Origin of the sequence: Bacteroides sp. AF25-38AC (genome assembly GCF_003602995.1) — a bacterium.
Taxonomy (GTDB): Bacteria; Bacteroidota; Bacteroidia; order Bacteroidales; family Bacteroidaceae; genus Bacteroides; species Bacteroides uniformis.
Map to the genome: position 1 here is coordinate 198,955 of NZ_QTMD01000003.1, position 19,027 is coordinate 217,981.

Sequence of the window (19,027 nt, forward strand, 5' to 3'; positions counted from 1 at the left end):
TCAGCCTATGAACGTATAAAAAAAGAGCGTTACAAAAGTTTACTCGTTGCCCCACAGAGTGGCTTTGTTACCCTTGGACTTACGCCAGGCATCCCGCCAACGATGTATATCAACATGGTTGATGAAAGGTTTCGGAGCACGCTGTGCCTTTGTAGGAGCTTCGGGAAGAGCCACAGCCGAATCTTGGTACCAATAAGCCACGGTAGACAAATCCAACGTCAAGTTGTTGTTGGAGCCATGTTCGATGGTTCCCTTCAGGCTCTTTTCAAAGAAAATGGGATCTTCAATGAAGAATCGGTAAACGTGGGTACGACCCAGCCAGCCTATATCATTGTTCACACGGGGATAACCGAAGTAAGGATGCGAGAAGGCTTCTTTAGGACACCAGGCCGTATTGAAGAAGTCTTCCGTACCTGTACCTATCAGCGAGGGAACCTTTTCTCCATCAATGAACCACATGTCGTCACCTTCGCCATACCACATGGGAGTGGGACAATGCACATAGTAATTGATACCTACAAAGTGTCCCTTGCCTTGGGTTTCCATGAACACATAGTTGCGTTCGCCGGTGGTGTTCGGCTTCTGGGCACCGGTAACTCCCCACTCCGTCTCGCCTTCGGGAAGTGCTTCAGTCAGGTTGTGGTTATACCAGGCATGAAAGCGGCCCATGTCCTTGGGAAGCTTCGCCATCTCCAGATAATCCACGTAGAAGTAGAAAGCATCTATGTTGCGGTCGCTCTGGTTCTCAATTTCAATGCGTGCGCCCTTCTCGAAAGGCATAGCGAAATAGCACGACAGACCGGTACCGTTTTCAGGACCGGCCGAAAGAGGCAAGGATGCGTAGTTGTATCTCTCATCCCAGCCTTGTCCGAAGAAAGGGCCGATGGGAGACTCTACCGAAGGATAATCGTTGCCGTCCCAATACATGCGAATGATAATGTCGTTTCTGCTCAAAGTGGGAGGTGGAGGCGCAATCGTCACCCAAATGTGGTTGATGACTCCCGTTCCCTTGATGTCTGCAATGATGCGTTTCTCACCTGGTTTGAAGGGCTCCAAGTGATCTCTGTTACCTCCGGTAGGATCTGTACTGGAGATTCTTTTGTTTTTTACACCCGACTTCAACTTTGCCAAGTCAAACATTTCGTTCATCATGTTCGACTGTGCAAAAACAGTAGGAAAGTACAATCCCAGAACAAGGGAGAGTAACAAACTGAATTTTGTAATTCTTCTCATAAATTTTTGTTTACATTGATTAATTAGATGATTAATATTCCAATAAATATGGTTTCTCATTGAATGTTTTCCACAGCAATTCTCCAAACAATGTATTGGCCCATGCAAACCAGCTCCTTGTGAATTTCTTGGGGTCATCCTTGTGGAATGACTCGTGCATGAACCCGGTACCGGCATGCGTTTTCTGGAGCATCTGGATACATTGCTGTAACTCTTTATCGTCTTGAGCAGTCAGGGCTTTCATTATCAGGCTCATCGGCCATATCATGTCCGTACCAATATGATGTCCTCCTATCCCTTCAAAATAAGAACCTTTAAAGAAATAAGGATTGTATTCCGACCACACGAATCTTCTGGTATTGGCATAAATTGCATCATCACTATCAACACCACCCAGATAGGGTAACGCCAGCAGATTAGGGACGTTGGCATCATCACTAAGATAAGCCGATCCAAAGCCATCTATTTCAAAAGCATAGATTTTACCGAACTTCGGATGATTCACCACGGCATAAGTCTGCAAAGCATTATAAACTTCTTTACTCAACGCCAACAGTTCATCAGCCAGTACATTGTCTTTGGTTATCTTTTGAACCATTTCGGAAGCCTGCCTCAAACTGGCCACCGCAAAGAAATTGGACGGGACGAGAAAAGGAAAGATAGTGGCATCATCACTAGGCCTGAAAGTAGAGCAAATCAATCCGACCGGATTTACTTTATAGCCCACTCCACCCATAGGAACAGCATCTATAGCCCATTCCGAAGTTCTGCGAAAGCTATAAGGCCCGTTACCATCTTTTCTCTGCTGTTCCTTGCAGACCCTTAAAACGGTTTCTATCGCCTTCTTCCATTGCGCATCGAAAGGAGAAGCATCATTTGTCTTTTTCCAGTATCCATATGCCAGGCGAATGGGATAGCAAAGCGAATCCAACTCGTATTTACGCTCATGAATACCCGGTTTCATCTCCGTATGGTCGCTGTTCCATCTTGTATACTTCGTATCATCATCATAAAAGGCATTGGCATACGGATCCTTCAATATAAAGGAGGTCTGCTTATTGATAACGCCAATTATCAGTCTTTGCAGGTTCTTATCTTCAGACATGAAATCCAAATACGGATATACTTGGGCAGAACTATCCCTTAACCACATGGCATCAATATCACCGGTAATCACATATGTATCCGGTCGGCCATCCTTTTCTGAATAAAAAACGGTTGTGTCCAACGTATTCGGAAAACAATTCCCAAACAGCCAGCCCAGTTCTTCATTCTTGACCTTCTGTTTAAAAGTAGTAATGGCCTTTTCAATGGCAGGACTTTTGAAGTTCCTTTCCGATATAGGCTTCCTTACTGTTGGAAACGACGAAAAAGAGGCAGCTGTCGAAGCTACGCCTGAATTCGCAAACATCAAGTTTTTATTCAGCGCATATCCTGCCCCCAAAAGGCCCACTCTCTTTATAAAATTTCTTCTGTTCATGTTATAAATCCATTGACTAAAAATATTATCCTGGAACAATCTTCTTATCCTAACAAACTAACAACTGATTGAAATACAATTTCAACTGATAAACATCACCCTTATAACCTTCTGATATGTAATAGCGCTCCTCCATCCTTTGCCAGATTCAGTTCAATGATATCCTTCCTTGTAACTTTCCGTACCTGTCTGTCCAGATGGTTTGGATTCCGGTCCACATCCTCTGCATCGGTATAGATCGTTGCTTGGTAGTCTCCCTCACTAAGGAAGTCCAATTCCAATTTCAGATTCCTTTCCGCACCGTTGTTTAGCGAGCCTACCCACCAGTCCGAACCGCTCCTGCGGGCCACCGTGACATGCTCATTCATCCTTGCCAGCGGAACTCTTATCTCATCCCACGTTCCCGGCACGGTACGGAGCACCTCGAACCCCGGTTGACCTTCATAAGCCTTTGGCGTATCGCACAACGAGGTGAGATGGTTTTCCAAAACCACATACATGGCCAACATATGGCAGCGTGTGCTCATTACATGAGGATTTACATACTGTATCTTGAACTCCGAGCGCGGCAGTGCCCTGAACCCTCCCAGGTGATAGTCCGTCGCTCCCGCCAGCATCCTGGTGAAGGGTATCGCAATGTCATGGTCCGCATTCACCAGCGTGTCCCATTTGCATACTTCATAGTTGAGTGTCCCCTCCCGTGTGAATTCATTCGGATACGTCCTTACCAGTCCGGAAGGCTTGCTCGACCCATGGAACTGTATGAAGAGCCTGTGTCTTGCCGCACATTCCAGTATCTCTTCTTGGATGCGTATCATCTCTTGGTCATTGCGGTCCATGAAGTCCACCATGAGTCCTTTTACTCCCCATCCCTCATAGAGCGCAAAGGCTTCTTCGAGTTTGTCGTACAACGGTCTCCAGTGTACCCACAGATGTATGCCAACCCCCTTGCTCCTTGCATATTCCACAATTCTTGGCATGTTCAGGCACGGTATCGGTTTTGTAACGTCCGCATTGGGTCCCGCCCATCCGAAATTGAAGTTGTCATCATAGTACCAAGGAGTCTCTGCATATCCGTAGATTCCATGTGCATCCAAGCCATTGCGTGCTGCAAAATCGATGTAGTACTTGTTTGTATCGAAGTTGTTTCCCGGAGAGAACGTGCTGTCCGGCACGACATTCCCGTTCCACCATGTGAACGTGGTCCTGCAAGGCTTAATCCATGAAGTGTCTTCAATCCTGCAGGGCTCGTTCAGGCTTGTTAGTATATTCGTCTCCAGCAATCCTCCCACCCGGTCTGCAACGGAGATTACGCGCCACGGGGTACGGTGCGGGAAACTGTCTGTCTCGACCTTTATCTTCTCCTGCCCCAGTTTTGGCGAGAGCTTTCCCACCAGTCCACCCTTCTCCTTCACCAGGTACATTCCCGCATAGTCCCTTATGGCCGCTTCAGTTATAGCCACTGCCACCCCGTTGTCGAACTCGAATGTCGCCGGCATCTCTATCAGCCTTTTCCTTGCCACCTTGTCATATCTTACATGACTGTATACCCCTTCGTGTGTATTCACATACCCGGGCAGGTACATGAGCAACGCCATCGGGTTTCCTTGCAAGTTGAACTGTGTCCTTTCATCATACATCACGTATGAATCCCATGCTTTCTGTTCCGGAAATTCATATCTGAATGCTATCCCGTCATCGAATGCCCTTACAACCAGGTTTATCAGACGGCCGGAATCTGACCGTTCCTGCATGGGAACGGTCATTTCATTACAACGGCTACGTACACTACTTGTCTTGCCGACAATGAGCTTGTATGTCTCATCAATCTTTTTACGCTGCACCTTTCCTGCTTTAAGATTCCTTCCGAACTCTCCGCTATCAAAGCTGAAACCAAGCAAAGAATTTGTTATAAGAGGCTGCTTCCTATAGTCGATGTCATATGAAACACTCTCCGACGTCACTTTCAGAGAAAATCTAAGTTTTCCATCAGGAGACGATACAGACATTCTCTGCTGTGCAGAAACAGCCATAAAGCAAAATAGTGCAACACACAAAACAAAAAGTTTCTTCTTCTCTGTCATCTTAATCTGTCTTTGATTGTACATCCTATCCTAATTGACCTCAATCCACAATCTTGCCCGAAACATTATAGCGTTTCACATCAATGTTGCCATAAACCACATTCAACACAGGCTTTCCTGCTTTCCATTCAATGGTTCCGAAACCGGTATCAGTACTGATGAAACTTTTGAAATCACCAATCTTAGAATTGATGTACATGGTTTTGTCAACAGCATCATACCGTACTCCTGTAAGCCCCTGCAACATTCCATAGCTTGCCATGGCACGTGCATACCAGTGGCCGCACTCTATCTCATTGAATGGGTTTCTTACTCTTCCATCATATCTCTCACGGCATTCACGGACAATATCCAAGCCCTTTTCCACCTCACCTTTCATCATCAAATGACTGGCAACCTGATATTCGATACCGGTCCAGACTTCATTGCTGTATACAAAAGGCAGTGACAGCATACCACCCTTCGGCCATGTGCAAAGCAATAATCCGCCATCCTTACCACAAGCATACACCGGTCTTTGAGGATTGAAATGGTCTATCAAGTCATGTTTCAGATTGTATTTGTGTACGGCCACCAGATGGCTCCTGACCTTTTCATTGTCCAGCACTTCATCCAGTCCGCATACGGAAGCCATCCACATCCCTAAAATTCCATCGGACAGACAACCGGTACCGTATTGGTATTTTGGCCCTTCTTCCTTCAGCAATTTCAGGGCCTCTTCGGAATAACTTCCCCCGAAAGACATTACATCAACCGGATTGGGAGCCTGAAGCCCTTCCCACTGAATTTTCTGTATGAAATATTCTCCATCGAAGAGTGCAGTTTCCATGTATTTCTTGCCTTTTGACAGCAGGGCCGTATATTCCTTAACGGGTTGCTTCAGCTCCTTGCCCATCTCTATAAACGCAGTCAAAGCTCCCAAATAGAAACTTGTACACATGCCGTCCGGTCCCCAGAACTCGATGTCATAAGTATTGTGGTGCGGCTCTTCAAGATAGCCCTTATGCAAGGGGTCCCATGTACGGATGCAATAGTCAAGACTCTTTTTCACTGCCGGGAAAAGGTCTTTCATCCACTGTGTATCCCCGCTGATACGCCATTCACGGTAAACTTTCATAATCCCGCCCAACTGTCCGTCGGCAGCAGCATGGAAGTTGTGAGGCGGTGCCGAAATAGGCAAGTTGACTCTAAAATTCTGGTGTCCTTCCGTATTCTGGCTTACCCTGAATTCCGTTTCACGCAAGGTTCTTTCCAAAGACGGGAACAAATGGGGCAAAGCCTGTGCATAGTTCCACACATGCGTACAACTTCCGTGACAAGAGCCAAAAGAATCCTGACATCCTTCCCAAGCCCAAAATCTTCCATCCCATTGACGTAATACCGTAGGAGATTTCAATATAGTTAAATTAGCAGCAACAGCCTCCAGTACTTCTGCCGGCAAAGAGGAACTATAGAATGCATCGCTGAACAGCCGGCTGTTCTTTTCCAGCATCGCCTGGTTTGCATCCCAATAGCCGATAACCTCATTCAAACTCTTGAAGCGCTCCGAGTACCAAGGTCTGTAGGTAGCTTCGACATCTCCTTCATCTGCCAGGAATTGTTTTTCTTCTTCAGAAGAATCCACAACCTGCCAGTCTCCCCAACTGTTACTTTCAAAATCGGCAAGTAAGGTGGATGTAGAAGACAAGTTGTAAATATCTTCATTCCTATTGTCTGTCAACACAAACTGGTCGGCCAGAATATGTCCCCACGGGTAAACATCCAAATCAATGACTTTCACAAAAGCCTTCTTTCCTTGATAAGGTTTCAAATCCCATACGGTTTCACTCAGAGTCTCCGTCTGATTTCCGACCGCCGTCTCTACAATCTTTCCGTCTACTACAAGATTTACAGAAGTACGGTCAGCCTGACTGCCTCCACCTACCAGAAACTTCAGATATCTTTTCCCAATATTGAACTCAGGAGACTGAATAATACCCGTCAGTCCATCTCCACCCCTATCGAACGAGTTCAGCAACTGCTTGCCGACAAAGCCGCTCACAGGTTGCTGACCGGAAGCCGTTCCCTTGCAGGGCATTCCCGTAAATGCCTGTCCTACCTTTCTGGCACCACCGATAGAAAGGTTTGAATCGGGCAGATACCAGCAGAAGTTTACCCTGACTGTTTTCGTCTCTCCCGGCTGCAACGCTAACGGAACATAAACAGACGCTCCCGGAGCAGCACCTTTAACCGGTTGCTTATCAGCGATCCGCCCATAGCGAATATTATCCCAAACCACAGTCTGCGGATCGAACCAGGCACCACGGAACCAACAATGGTCTACGACAGCAGCATCATTGTCCACATAAATGGCCAGTCCGCTGTTGTTCTGATCGGATTCTAAAACAAACCCGTTCTTTACTCCTTGAATAGTACCCTGACCATCAATGAAATTTTTGGTATTATAAGAAAATACCGTCTCGATAGCCTTACCGGAAGTATTTGTAAATTGATATTCCAGTACTCCAACCGGCAAACTGGAATTGTCCGCATCCGTCGGAATGAAAGGACTCCAACCCGTAATCTTTGCAGCCAAAGGCATATCCTTGTCTTTCAAATCTACAGTTGCAAAAGGGAAACGTGCCTGGAATACCGCCTCTTCAAAGCGTGGAAGACCGTACGTCTTGTCTCCCCTACCTAAACCACTCTGTGCAGGACCAAATAACTTCCAAGTCGGAACCTGCCCTTCCAATACCTTTGCTCCGTTCTCAACCCCCTTTACATAAATCGCAGCAAAGGTATACGGCTCATTCATCACATCAGGATGGTGTCTGAGAGACACATGCGAAATGGCACCGGTTCCCTCCAAACAGAACATTCCGGCGCCGATTCCCCCTATAGGAAATGCAATCTTATCCAGATATTCCTTTTGATACTTACCGTTAAACTCCCGCCCTTCACTGTTCTGGGACATTGCTTTACCCGGAAACAGTATAGCCACATTAAATAGGGCCAATAAAGTTAAAGTTGATCTTACCATAGTTGAATTATTAATGTTAACGAATCATTATTCTATTTTTCCAAATTTATCAAGGATGCGGTTGTACGCTTCAGCCGCTGCTCCATTTCCCCAATCATAGATTGTAAACTCACCCATACCTTCACCTACCGGATTTGTACGGCCGCCATGCCCGTAATTTTCCATCATGAATCCATAATCCTCTGAAGCAAAGAACGGATGGACTTTTTCCCATTGCTGTTTGGTTTGAGGATTTTCAGTACAATACATCATTACAAAAGATGCCTTAAGTGCAGCATATCCCCGTTCTATATACTCTGGCTTATCAAAAAGTTTTCCATATTGAATGATGAGTTCGGAAAAAAGACTTTCGCGTGAATCATTCCATTCACCATCGGCATTCAACACACCAAAACCACCCAATACATTTACATACATGTATGGCGGCTGCCACGATGCTTGGGTCATCAGCAATTCATCAAGTGTACGCTGTCCATAATCAAGATATTCTTTATTTGAGGTAAGACGATAGCACTCCAGTAAGGCTTCAGCTGTCCAGAACATTGAAAAATTATTCTGTTTATGCATATTGTTCCGCAAAACTTTTTTACCTACCAAGTTATCCGAACCGTAACGAGAACAAGACCAATAGGTTTCAAAGTCTTCCCACTTCCCAACCGGGATAATTTCATGGATAACTGCATTCATGGCTTTAAATGCTGCCCGTTTATACTCTTCCTTATGTGTAAGCTCATACAGTTTAAGTAAAAAAGTAACTGATAAAGATGTTTCAGGAGAAGCATTCAAATGGTTCATCGGCTGCATTGTCTTTAAGTCAAGCCAGCCAGGGAAAAAACCATTTTCATACTGTATTCCAAGTAAAGCCATCGCATAATCTTCTGCATAAGCCAAAAGACGGGCATCTTTTTCTAATTCATCATACCACCGAAGCATCAACAATGCTGTCCAACTCATATCAAGAATATGATACGGAGATTCTTTCGGATTCCAGGTATAAGGATTTCTGTTGGAATTTCCCCAATAATAGGTATTCCACCCCTTGCTCCGATTATACTTTTTACCATCAATCTCTACTTCATGCATTTCCGTACCGATAAGTCCATAGAAAAAACCATTCCTCTGCGGAAATGACAGAGCCAGTTCTTTTGTCAAATTTGCTTTTGCAAGAAGCTCCCTATTACCGGTTCTTCTTGCATATCGATATAATCCACTTGCAGAACGCAATGAACTGAACCATGCCTGATTCCAGATAGAACGAAATTCACGTTCATTAATCTCTCCCGGATAATTAGGACTTTGAGTAACATTCACAATAAATACGGGAGCACCCACTTTTTTCCCATCTAACTCAAATTGCTGCCACACATTTTCTGACCATGAATTAAAAGCCCAATTATAAGTATGTTTCACATACGTTTCTAGGTTCTCCTTCACCGGATTACCTTTCTCATATGCAGCATGCCCCCATCGACTCCACATAAATTCTAACGGCTTCTTAAAAGGATTCCGCAATACTTCCTTGCTATCAGAATACATCAAATAAAAGCCTATTTCAATATCTCCTTTTGGGTAAGTAGTTTCTTGATCACGCTCAAACAGAACGTGTTCGGATACATGGTTATTACACATTCCGAGAATAAGTGTATTAGAGGATGCGTCCATATCCATATACCATCGTACAGGAGTCCCCTTCTGCATAATATCCAAATCGGGGATAAGAATAAGAGTTTGATGATCGTCTGCTACGATAAGGGCAGGAGAACGGAATACATGTTGATCGATGACATTTCTATCAGTAGGAGTAAGATGTGGCGCCCAATGGAATGAAGGTAAAAAATCCGGCTTTACCGCTATACGCCAATCACCTTGTTGAACAGAGTTTTTAAGCGAAAAAGAAAGGTTTATGTACAAAGTGTTGTTATCTATCACTTTCACATGGCTTTTTCCTCTCTCAATTCCTAATAAATCATACTGTATAATATCAATAGCTTTACTAAAATTCTTCGGAAAAACACCCTTATTCAACTCAATTCTCTCTTGTGCATCCCAATGCTCTTGAGCAAAGATGCCTATGTTGGACATTATCATCCAAACAAAAGTTATAATTAATGTGCGTGTGTTCATGATATTATATTTATCAATATAATTAAAACTCTCCCATATCAGCCAATTCAGCCTTCATTAAAAAAACATTATAAGGCATCCACATTGACATCGTAAAATATAAATTATCACCAGTTACCGACAACGGATGAATGTAAGAACCATACAATTGGGCATACTCTCTACCATTAGCAAGCTCATAGGGTTCACTCCATGGGCCAGTTATGTCTTCTGCCGTACGCATAGTTATATTATATCTATCTGCATTGAAATAAGCAATTATCCATTTCTTATGTGTCTCGTTATATATAAAAGAAAGTTCACCAACCTTATCTTCTATTAATACAGTTGCCTCATTTTCATTGCCTTTTATCCATTGATTAGTAAAAGAATTCCAATATTCATAAGCTGTCTTATTCTCAATATCTGTTTCATGAAATCGTGCTAATTTAGCATTGCTATCCCTCCCCGTTTGAGTACCTATCATATAAACATATCCATCTTTCTTAAAGTACCCTACCTGGCCAAAAAAACTATAAGATGAGAAGGTTATATCTTTACATTTAGCCCATGTCAAACCATTATCAACCGACTTATATATTCCCGAATAATTTGTAATCCATCCCGTCCAATTTCTCATATTAAAATAATGTACATAATCTATTCCATTAGCACGAATAGCAGCTGTTGGGATAGAAGTCCAATCACCATTACCTGACGAATCTTTTCCCCCATATACTATCTCGCGGGCATACCCTTTATCATCAGTAGCCATATTGCTGAATGACAATCCATCTTCTAAATCATTATCCTCCGAGAAAGCCAGCACATTACTACGCCAACTCCCTCCGTTAGGTCCAGGATTAGCTGGATTAGGCTTAAAGTCATACCCAAAAGTATCACCAAAGAAAATTCCATATTTTCCGGGCTGCATCTCCCAAATAATGCCAAGATCTGTTCCTCCTACATTCCATTTTGTCGCAGTATTATTAGGACTTGGAAAGTTTTCTCCATTTATTATACTCCCTGTAACACGAGCTATACGAGTAACATTACGAATAAAAAAACCCCAACGGTTATCCACATTCAAAGAGAGCTCTTTTGACATATTACCATCTTTGTAAAAGGCAGCTAATACTAGCCGAAATTTCTGTGGATCTGTTTTTTGGATGGTATAATTGAAAATATAATCAGACGTAAGTTCGCTTTGACTTATCTTAGCTGAATAGCTGTCACCTACACTCTTTCTAACCAGCAAATAATCTATGGCATCAATATCCTTAAAATTCAATGTTGTTGATACAATTTTTGTATCCTTATTTGGAATCAAATGAGTATCCAAAGGTATAATTTCATCAATAGGAATATAAGTTTCAGTTTCTTGTTCAGAAGTACAAGAAACAAATAAAAATATAAACGAAGAGAATGCTATAAATAATATGTTTTTCATGTCTATTGATTCATTTTTCAATTTATCGTAACCAGATAACCCATTCGCCTTATATCAAATATTAAAATAGAGAGTGAGCTGACTCAGAAAAATACCAGTAAAAGCCCACTCTCTATCATTAACTACAAAAATCCTTCTCGAAACTATTCGACATTAACTATTACACCCTCAGAAGTAACAGTAGATGTACGCCCTGTTTCTTGATTTTCCTCAGTAAAAGTACCTACCAATTTAACGATATAGCGATACTTCTTAGCAGGATCAATAGTGAAAGTATGAGAGGTTTCCTCATTTACCAAGGTTATTCTATCTCTATAAATATTATTTTCCACTATTTGAATCTGTACTGAAATAGGACGTCTGAAGTCTTCTGGAATTACTGAAGGAATACTCCAAGTCAATGTCACTGTAGTAGCATTATCTTGAATATACTGCACATTCTCAGGCGTAGGCATGAAATAATTCAAGCCCTTGTCATCAAGCACATCTCTGTCATAGCAGCTGGACAGTGATAACACTACCAACAACATTGTAAAAATGGTTACTATCTTTTTCATAATTTTCTTCTTAATAGTTAAACATTAATATCCCGGATTCTGCGTATAGTTACCCTTTGAATAATTCATTTGTGGTTGGGAAATCGGAAAGTACTCATCACGACCGGCAGTAAAACGAGCATCATTGAACCAATCGAAGCGAGTTCTTTCAATAGCAAAATATTCGTTCATTGTCTTTTCCAACAATCCCCAACGCTGCAAATCAAAGAAACGATGACCTTCGCAAGCAAATTCAAGACGATTTTCCCACATTAAGGCTTTCCATGCAAAGTCCTTAGTCCAATTACAGTTAATACCCGGCTGATAAGTAGCAATATGATAATTCATTGTATATGAACCGTCAGCTTGAGTCAAACGAACCAAACTATTGGCAGCACGAGTACGAATCTGGTTAATATATGGCAGGGCTTCCATTTCTCTATCCAATTGAATCAAAATCTCAGCTTTCCACAGCAACACGTCATCGTAACGAATCATCTTCTTATTCATAGAATTAAATTGCCATCCATCATAAGCAATACAACCACAATCAGGATGTGGCATATCTTTGATGGGTTTCAAGAAACTATAAGTAATCGGATCACGAGTAGCAGTTGAATGGAATAATAAATCAGGATCATACTTCCAAGGCTGTCCAGGAGCTACGATAGTATGGCTAAATCGGGGATCCCATGTATACTTATCAAAGTAAGGCTTAGCGCCAGAATTAACGATATCCAAATTATAAGAACCATCTGAATTTTTAATATATTGACCATAATCATCCTCATTATAATCCTCGAAACGGGGTAAACCGTTTTCATCTGTCTTAAACGCATTAGTCAACGTATAGCTAGCATGGTTAAAGTCACAACACTTAAATACAAAATTACCAGGTTGTGTTTCGGGCCACATCCATGGATGATTCAAACCTTCAGCGCGATTAAATCGACCTGCTGTATGAAAATTATTATCAAGAGCAAATTGTAATTCCCAAATGGATTCTTTAGTAGCATTATCATACTCTACCAAAAAGTTATTACCAAAATCAGATTCCAAACCTACACGACCACCTTCTTGATCAATAATTTTATCAATATAAGGCAAAGCTTCTGCAAGTAATTCCTTATTGATATTTATCACCTGATGACGGTCATCCTGTTCGTAAGCCATATTTAATATTGTCCTAGCAACCATAGCAGTAGCAGCATTACGGCTTACACGGCCTTTATCCATCTGATCCAAAGGCAATAATTCTTCAGCTTTCTTAAAATCATCAAGAATACGTTGCCATAAGTAGAGATCATTCCCTTTATCCAATTCACGGTTAGGCACTGCTTCAAAAGCATCTGACATACCTACTACATTCTCATCAATATAGGGTACATATTTCCAAAGTTTTTTCAAACGATACAACGTAAATGAACGAATAAAGAGCATCTCACCCATAAAACTATTCTTATTAGGCAACTCTTCTTCCGTAAAATTTGCCATTCTTTGAATTGCTGTATTACATCTTTGGATAACTTGATAAGAATTATACCAAGTACCATCCAATGCACCGGTATTAGGATTTACATAAGTAAAAAGCGATATGTTACCAAAAGAACCTACAGCATCAGCAACACCACCACCACCTTTGTAGCAGTCATCCGAACGCATAGAACCACTCCACCAATACATATAAGGAGAGGAATCCAATGACCCCATCTCACACATACGGGCATAGGCTGCTGTGACAAAACCTTCTATATCGCTAGGTTTGTTAAGTATATTTTGGTCCAGAACTTGTTTAGGATTGATATCCAAATATGAATCACAACTGCTGACTCCTAATATAGAGCATAGAGCAATTGATAAAGTTATATATTTGCTTTTCATAATAATTTATTAATTAAGTTTAAAAAGAAACATTGATACCGAAATTGAAAGTAAATGGTGTCAGATAATGATAAGAAGGTCTTTCTGGATCGAAACTTGTATATTTGTCATCTCCCCAAAACTTCTTCAAAGTAAATACATTATATGCAGCAGCATACAAACGCAGATTACTCATATGCATTTTTTTGATAAGCTTAGTCGGAAATGTATAACCCAATTCAATATTTCTCAACTTAATGTATGAACCATCTTCTATGAACCAAGAAGAGAATCTTTGTTCTTGATTGGCAGTATTATTCGAGATAGCCGGAATATCAGAATTCGGATTGTCAGGTGACCAACCGCCCAACATACGAGTTGCATGATTTTTCCATGCAGGATTGGTGAAAAGCCAAATATCACTCTCTTTCTTCCAGTCGCTATTTACATCATTACCGAACATACCCTCAAAAAACAAGTTCAAATCAAAACCCTTATAAGCGAAATCAAAATTAAGACCTCCAAAGAAATCCGGGTCATAGCAACCTATCCAAGTTCTATCATATGTTTCATTGATTACACCATCACCATCTAAGTCCTTGTAGCGAATACGTCCAACTGCTTTACCTGGCTGGTCTGCATGAGCATCAACTTCCTCTTGAGTTTTGAAAATACCATCAGCTACCAAACCATAAGCAGAATTTGGAGAACGTCCTAAAATCAAATCGTGTACACCATCACCAGCATACTTATTGATTACATTGGAAGGAAGGTCAGTCAATTCAGTTTTGTATGTACCAATATTGGCACTAACAGCCCACTGGAATTCACTGGAGGGGTCACTCTTGAAAGATACTGTAAATTCTACACCTTGGTTATTCATACTAGCACCATTAACCCAAGGTTCACCACCTTCACCCATTGCTGCGATATATGGAGTCTGGACCAAGATATCATTTGTTTTCTTATAGTAATAGTCAAAAGAACCAGTCAAACGTTGATTGAAAAATCCAAAGTCAACGCCGAAGTCTGTTTGTTTGGTTGTTTCCCATTTCAAATCAGGGTTACCAATCCAAGTTCTTCTATAGCCAGACTGCAAAGCGCCGGTTGCTTGTCCCTTAATAGGATATGCAGTATCAAAATAATTAGTAGTAAATGGAGTAGTTGTGTAACCACGAGGTAATCCTTGTACACTACCATTCGTACCCCAACTGAAACGAATTTTCAGATCAGACAACCAGTCCGCATCTTCCATAAAAGCTTCATCCTTAATTCTCCAACCAGCAGAAAATGCAGGAAATACACCATAACGATTATTGACACCAAACAAAGAAGAACCATCACGACGTACAGTTGCAGACAACAAATATTTACCAGCATATGAATAATTGGCCTTAGCAAAAAGAGAGAAATAAGTATATTCATCAGCAGAACTACTTACATCAATTTCATCACCGGTAGCAACACTAAGACCGGCAAAATCACGATCTTCCAAATAAAGTCCTTCTCTACTTGCATAAAAACCTTCTTGTACATAACGGGTAAACTCACTACCAAATACAGCATCAATATGGTGTTTTCCAAAACTTTTATTATAGGACAAAGTATTAGTCCATACATAATTTAACGGATGGGACTGGTTATTTCTTACATAATTTTTATCATTGCCTCTAAAACCAGTCTCTACATAAGCCCCATCTACTGTTCTACTATAAGAGTTACCATAATTTATACCAAACTGAGTTCTAGCAGATATACCATTCCAAATATTCAGGTCTGCAAAAACATTACCAATAATTTTCACATAATTATTGATATTATCTTTACCCATAGTCATTTTACGTACCGGATTATCAAAATCATCAAGTCCTGCAGGTCCTGCCCAGTTACCATTTACATCATAAACAGGAACCATAGGTGGCATAATCATAGCCAAAAAGGTTTCCCATTGACTTTTATACTGCAAATAAGAAATAGCTAAATTTTCTCCTACTTTCAAACGATCTTTAATCAAACTATATTCCGTGTTAGCACGTACAGAATATTGTTTGAAAAAAGAATGAATTTGTGTACCTTGGTTGTTAGTATACCCTAATGAAAACAAACTTTTAGCTTTATCCGAACCATTAGAAATAGTCAACTGATGATTTGTAGAAACTGCTGTACGGAAAATCTCATCCATCCAATTTGTATCAGTTGCTTTTACCAATTGATTATTATCCAAATATTCTTTCATTTTCATATTATCCAATACCAGCATTCCATTATCACCTCTATGATACTCATACTCAAAGCCATTTGGTAATAATAGGCCTGAACCATAAGCCCACTCATCATAAGCAGCAGCGCGGAAGGCAGCAGTACCCCATTCTGTGGCGTTCATCATTTCCGGTCTATTTATTATAGAACTTACAGAAACACTACCATTATAGTCAATGGTAGTCTTACCAGCTTTACCTTTTTTAGTTTGGACTAAAATCACACCACCAGAAGCACGTGCACCATAAATTGAGGCAGAAGCAGCATCTTTCAATACCTGAATAGATTCAATATCTCCTGAATTTATGTCACGTAGATTCAGACCTTCAGCTGGCATACCATCCAATACAATTAATGGAGTAACAGCTCCAGACAAAGAAGAAAGACCACGAATTTGAATGCCTATATCTTCTGCAGGATTACCGCCATTGTTGCTAATTTTCACACCGGCCATCTTACCCTGCATAGCTTTCATAACGTTAGCGGAAGTCTTCTTGATGTCTTTTGAATCCGCCAATGCAACCGATCCGGTTAAGTCAGCTTTTTTCTGAGTCATATAACCAGTGTATACAACGACTTCAGACAACATCGTAGCATCACTTTTCATAATAACATCCAAAGATTTCAAGCCTTTAACAGAATATTCTTCTGTTTTTTGACCAATATAAGAAAAGACTAACACAGCATTATCAGAAGGTATTCTTATCGAATATTTTCCCTCCACATCAGTAGTTGTACCTATAGTAGTTCCTTTAACGACAACATTTACCCCAATAAGAGGTTCATTAGTCCCTTCTTCCAGAACTGTTCCTTGTATTACTCTCGCTTGTTGAATCTCATTAGAAGTATCTACGCCATGCTCAGATACTTGAATAGATCCATTTGTCCCCGATGCAGCGGTTGCAAGGGGCAAATTATCCCCTGCATACACTGCAAATGATAGCATTGATGCCAATGCTATGAAACCATTCCTTTTAAAAGAAATCCTCATAATACTTTGATTTAATAGTTAATAAAAAAACAACGTAATTTTAAATATCGGGTATACCCAATTTTACCATCTTGGAATTTCCAAATCGTCCTTGCTCGGCAAAGCCGGGAATTTGGCATGCGGCTCGGCCTGGTACCAGAAAGTGGTCGACGAGATATCCGACTTCTGGTTGTTGTAGCGTCCGTCATGACGCCATCCCAAATCCTGTATCGTGACCTTCAGGTCCTTGTCGAAGCGTACCGGGTCAAGGATATGCCAGCGGTACAGCCCGAAAGCGGTCACCGCACGGTACAGCCCGTCGGGACGGATTACCTGGTGCATGCCGGCATAGGGGGTGGTGAACTCCTGGTACTGGCGCGTCTTCTGGTTCTCGAAATTGTACGAGCCGCAGAAGTAGTCCTCAGTCCCGGTCCCGCAGATAGTCGGGTATTCCTTGTCACCGTCCATGTAGAACTTGATTTCCCCTTCACCCCACCAGCAGTTGTCGTTTACACGCCATGCCAGGTAGGTACCCACGTACTGTCCCTTGCCCTTCACACCGTCAATCAGCGTGTGCAGCGACCCCTGGGTCGGGTTGGAGCGGCGGAACTGCGCGTGGAAGTAGGCCTCGTCCTCAGGAACTTCTGTCAAGGTGTAGTTGATTTGGTAGTACAGGCGCATCTCCTCGGCGGTGTTGATGTTCTCCAGCGTGATACGGGCTTTCTTGCGGAAAGGCATCTTCCAGTAGCAGTTGAAGGCGCTGCCCGGATTCACGCAGACGGCCAGTGAGGAGAGCTGTGCATATTCATTGTATGCGCTGCAGAAGAAGTCACCCACCGGACATTCGACGGAAGGCTCCTTCTCGTCGTCCCAGTACATTCTCAGGATGGAGAAGCGCCAGTTCCCGGTCGGTGTCATCCAGATCTGCTGGATGGCTCCCGGACCCTCGATTTCCGCAATCGTGATTGTCTCTCCCGGTTTCACGATGATGAAGGGGTTTACCTTCCAACCCTTGCCCAGGTCCTTGGCCGCATGGTGGGCGTTGGCCACATTGCGCTGATCCTTGTCCCTGACCGGATCGGCCATGCCGCCCTTGCCCTTCTCGCCTGTAAAGTTCTCAGGGCTGATGGAACGTGTCTTGGCATCGGACAGTCTTGACAGGTTACCCATGTTCATGTCCAGACCGTTGAACGGGTAGTTGCTTTGGGCGTAAACACCCACGGTGACCATGCATAAGGCCGCCAAAATTAATGATTTGATTCTCATGTTTTAAATAGATTAATGGTTTGTATACTTAGTTAATGGTTTCAGCAAGTTTTGCCAGTTCAAGATATTTCTTGTATAGTTTTTCGTAGATGAGGGCTCTTTTCTCATCCGGCCGGTATTCAGCCTCGATGTCCGACTCCATGTGCCTTGTCGCCTCGTTGATATCCTTGTACACCCCTGCGGCAACTGCCGCGAACATTGCCGCTCCCAAGGCACAGGTCTGTTCCGAGCGTACCACACGGATGGGCATGTCCAGCACGTCCGCCAGCGTCTGCATCACGAAGGGCGCCTTCTTGCTGATACCTCCGATGGCATTGACCGAATCAATGCGCAGCCCCTGGCCCTTCATATGCTCCACAATACGGCGGGAACCGAAGGCGGTGGCTTCCACCAGCGCACGGAATATTTCCGGGGCGCTGGTACCCAGCGTGAGTCCCGCAACGGCACCCTTCACGTTCTGGTCCGCATCGGGGGTACGGCGGCCGTTCATCCAGTCCAGGGCGACAACACCGTCCTCGGAGGGTTCCATGTCCTGGGCCTCACGGGTGAGTTCCACCAGCATGCCGTCCAGAACTTTCTGCCTGGCCTCCCCTCCGGGGATATCTTTCAGTGTCCATGCCAGCATCTTCCTGAACCAGGCGTAGATGTCTCCGAAAGCCGACTGCCCGGCTTCGAAACCGACGAATCCCGGAAGCACCGAACCGTCCACCTGGCCGCAGATTCCCTTGATACAGCGTCCGCCTACCTCGTCTTTGCCGGCAACCATG

At 42.7% G+C, this 19,027-nt stretch carries 11 protein-coding genes; all 11 read right to left on the reverse strand.

Annotation, left to right across the window (positions count from 1 at the left end; all coding sequences use genetic code 11):
- Window positions 1-39: 39 nt before the first annotated feature.
- On the reverse strand, window positions 40-1,233 hold the full coding sequence (locus DWY55_RS03585; RefSeq protein WP_120178021.1) for a glycoside hydrolase family 172 protein: 1,194 nt from the start codon (window positions 1,231-1,233) through the stop codon (window positions 40-42).
- A 31-nt stretch (window positions 1,234-1,264) separates the two neighbouring features.
- Complete coding sequence (locus DWY55_RS03590) at window positions 1,265-2,713, reverse strand: glycoside hydrolase family 125 protein (protein ID WP_117652553.1); 1,449 nt, start codon at window positions 2,711-2,713, stop codon at window positions 1,265-1,267.
- 101 nt (window positions 2,714-2,814) lie between these two features.
- Entirely contained in the window at window positions 2,815-4,797 is a 1,983-nt protein-coding gene (locus DWY55_RS03595; RefSeq protein WP_120178023.1) for a glycoside hydrolase family 97 protein, read from the reverse strand.
- A gap of 40 nt (window positions 4,798-4,837) precedes the next feature.
- A complete protein-coding gene (locus DWY55_RS03600; protein WP_229103222.1) occupies window positions 4,838-7,816 on the reverse strand; it encodes a GH116 family glycosyl hydrolase in 2,979 nt (992 codons plus the stop codon).
- 27 nt (window positions 7,817-7,843) lie between these two features.
- Window positions 7,844-9,940: a hypothetical protein gene (locus DWY55_RS03605; protein WP_057259237.1), complete on the reverse strand. Its 2,097-nt coding sequence runs from the start codon at window positions 9,938-9,940 to the stop codon at window positions 7,844-7,846.
- Window positions 9,941-9,962: 22 nt separating this feature from the next.
- Complete coding sequence (locus DWY55_RS03610; RefSeq protein ID WP_057259238.1) at window positions 9,963-11,369, reverse strand: DUF4185 domain-containing protein; 1,407 nt, start codon at window positions 11,367-11,369, stop codon at window positions 9,963-9,965.
- Between the two features lie 143 nt (window positions 11,370-11,512).
- Window positions 11,513-11,926 (reverse strand): DUF4945 domain-containing protein, encoded by a 414-nt coding sequence (locus DWY55_RS03615; RefSeq protein ID WP_009037502.1) that lies wholly within the window; start codon window positions 11,924-11,926, stop codon window positions 11,513-11,515.
- Window positions 11,927-11,950: 24 nt separating this feature from the next.
- On the reverse strand, window positions 11,951-13,786 hold the full coding sequence (locus tag DWY55_RS03620) for a RagB/SusD family nutrient uptake outer membrane protein (protein ID WP_034529209.1): 1,836 nt from the start codon (window positions 13,784-13,786) through the stop codon (window positions 11,951-11,953).
- A gap of 19 nt (window positions 13,787-13,805) precedes the next feature.
- Entirely contained in the window at window positions 13,806-17,015 is a 3,210-nt protein-coding gene (locus DWY55_RS03625; RefSeq protein WP_009037504.1) for a SusC/RagA family TonB-linked outer membrane protein, read from the reverse strand.
- A 63-nt stretch (window positions 17,016-17,078) separates the two neighbouring features.
- Complete coding sequence (locus DWY55_RS03630) at window positions 17,079-18,224, reverse strand: glycoside hydrolase family 172 protein (protein ID WP_371413549.1); 1,146 nt, start codon at window positions 18,222-18,224, stop codon at window positions 17,079-17,081.
- 64 nt (window positions 18,225-18,288) lie between these two features.
- A partial coding sequence (locus DWY55_RS03635; protein WP_243633634.1) for an FGGY-family carbohydrate kinase occupies window positions 18,289-19,027 on the reverse strand: 739 nt, incomplete at its 5' end.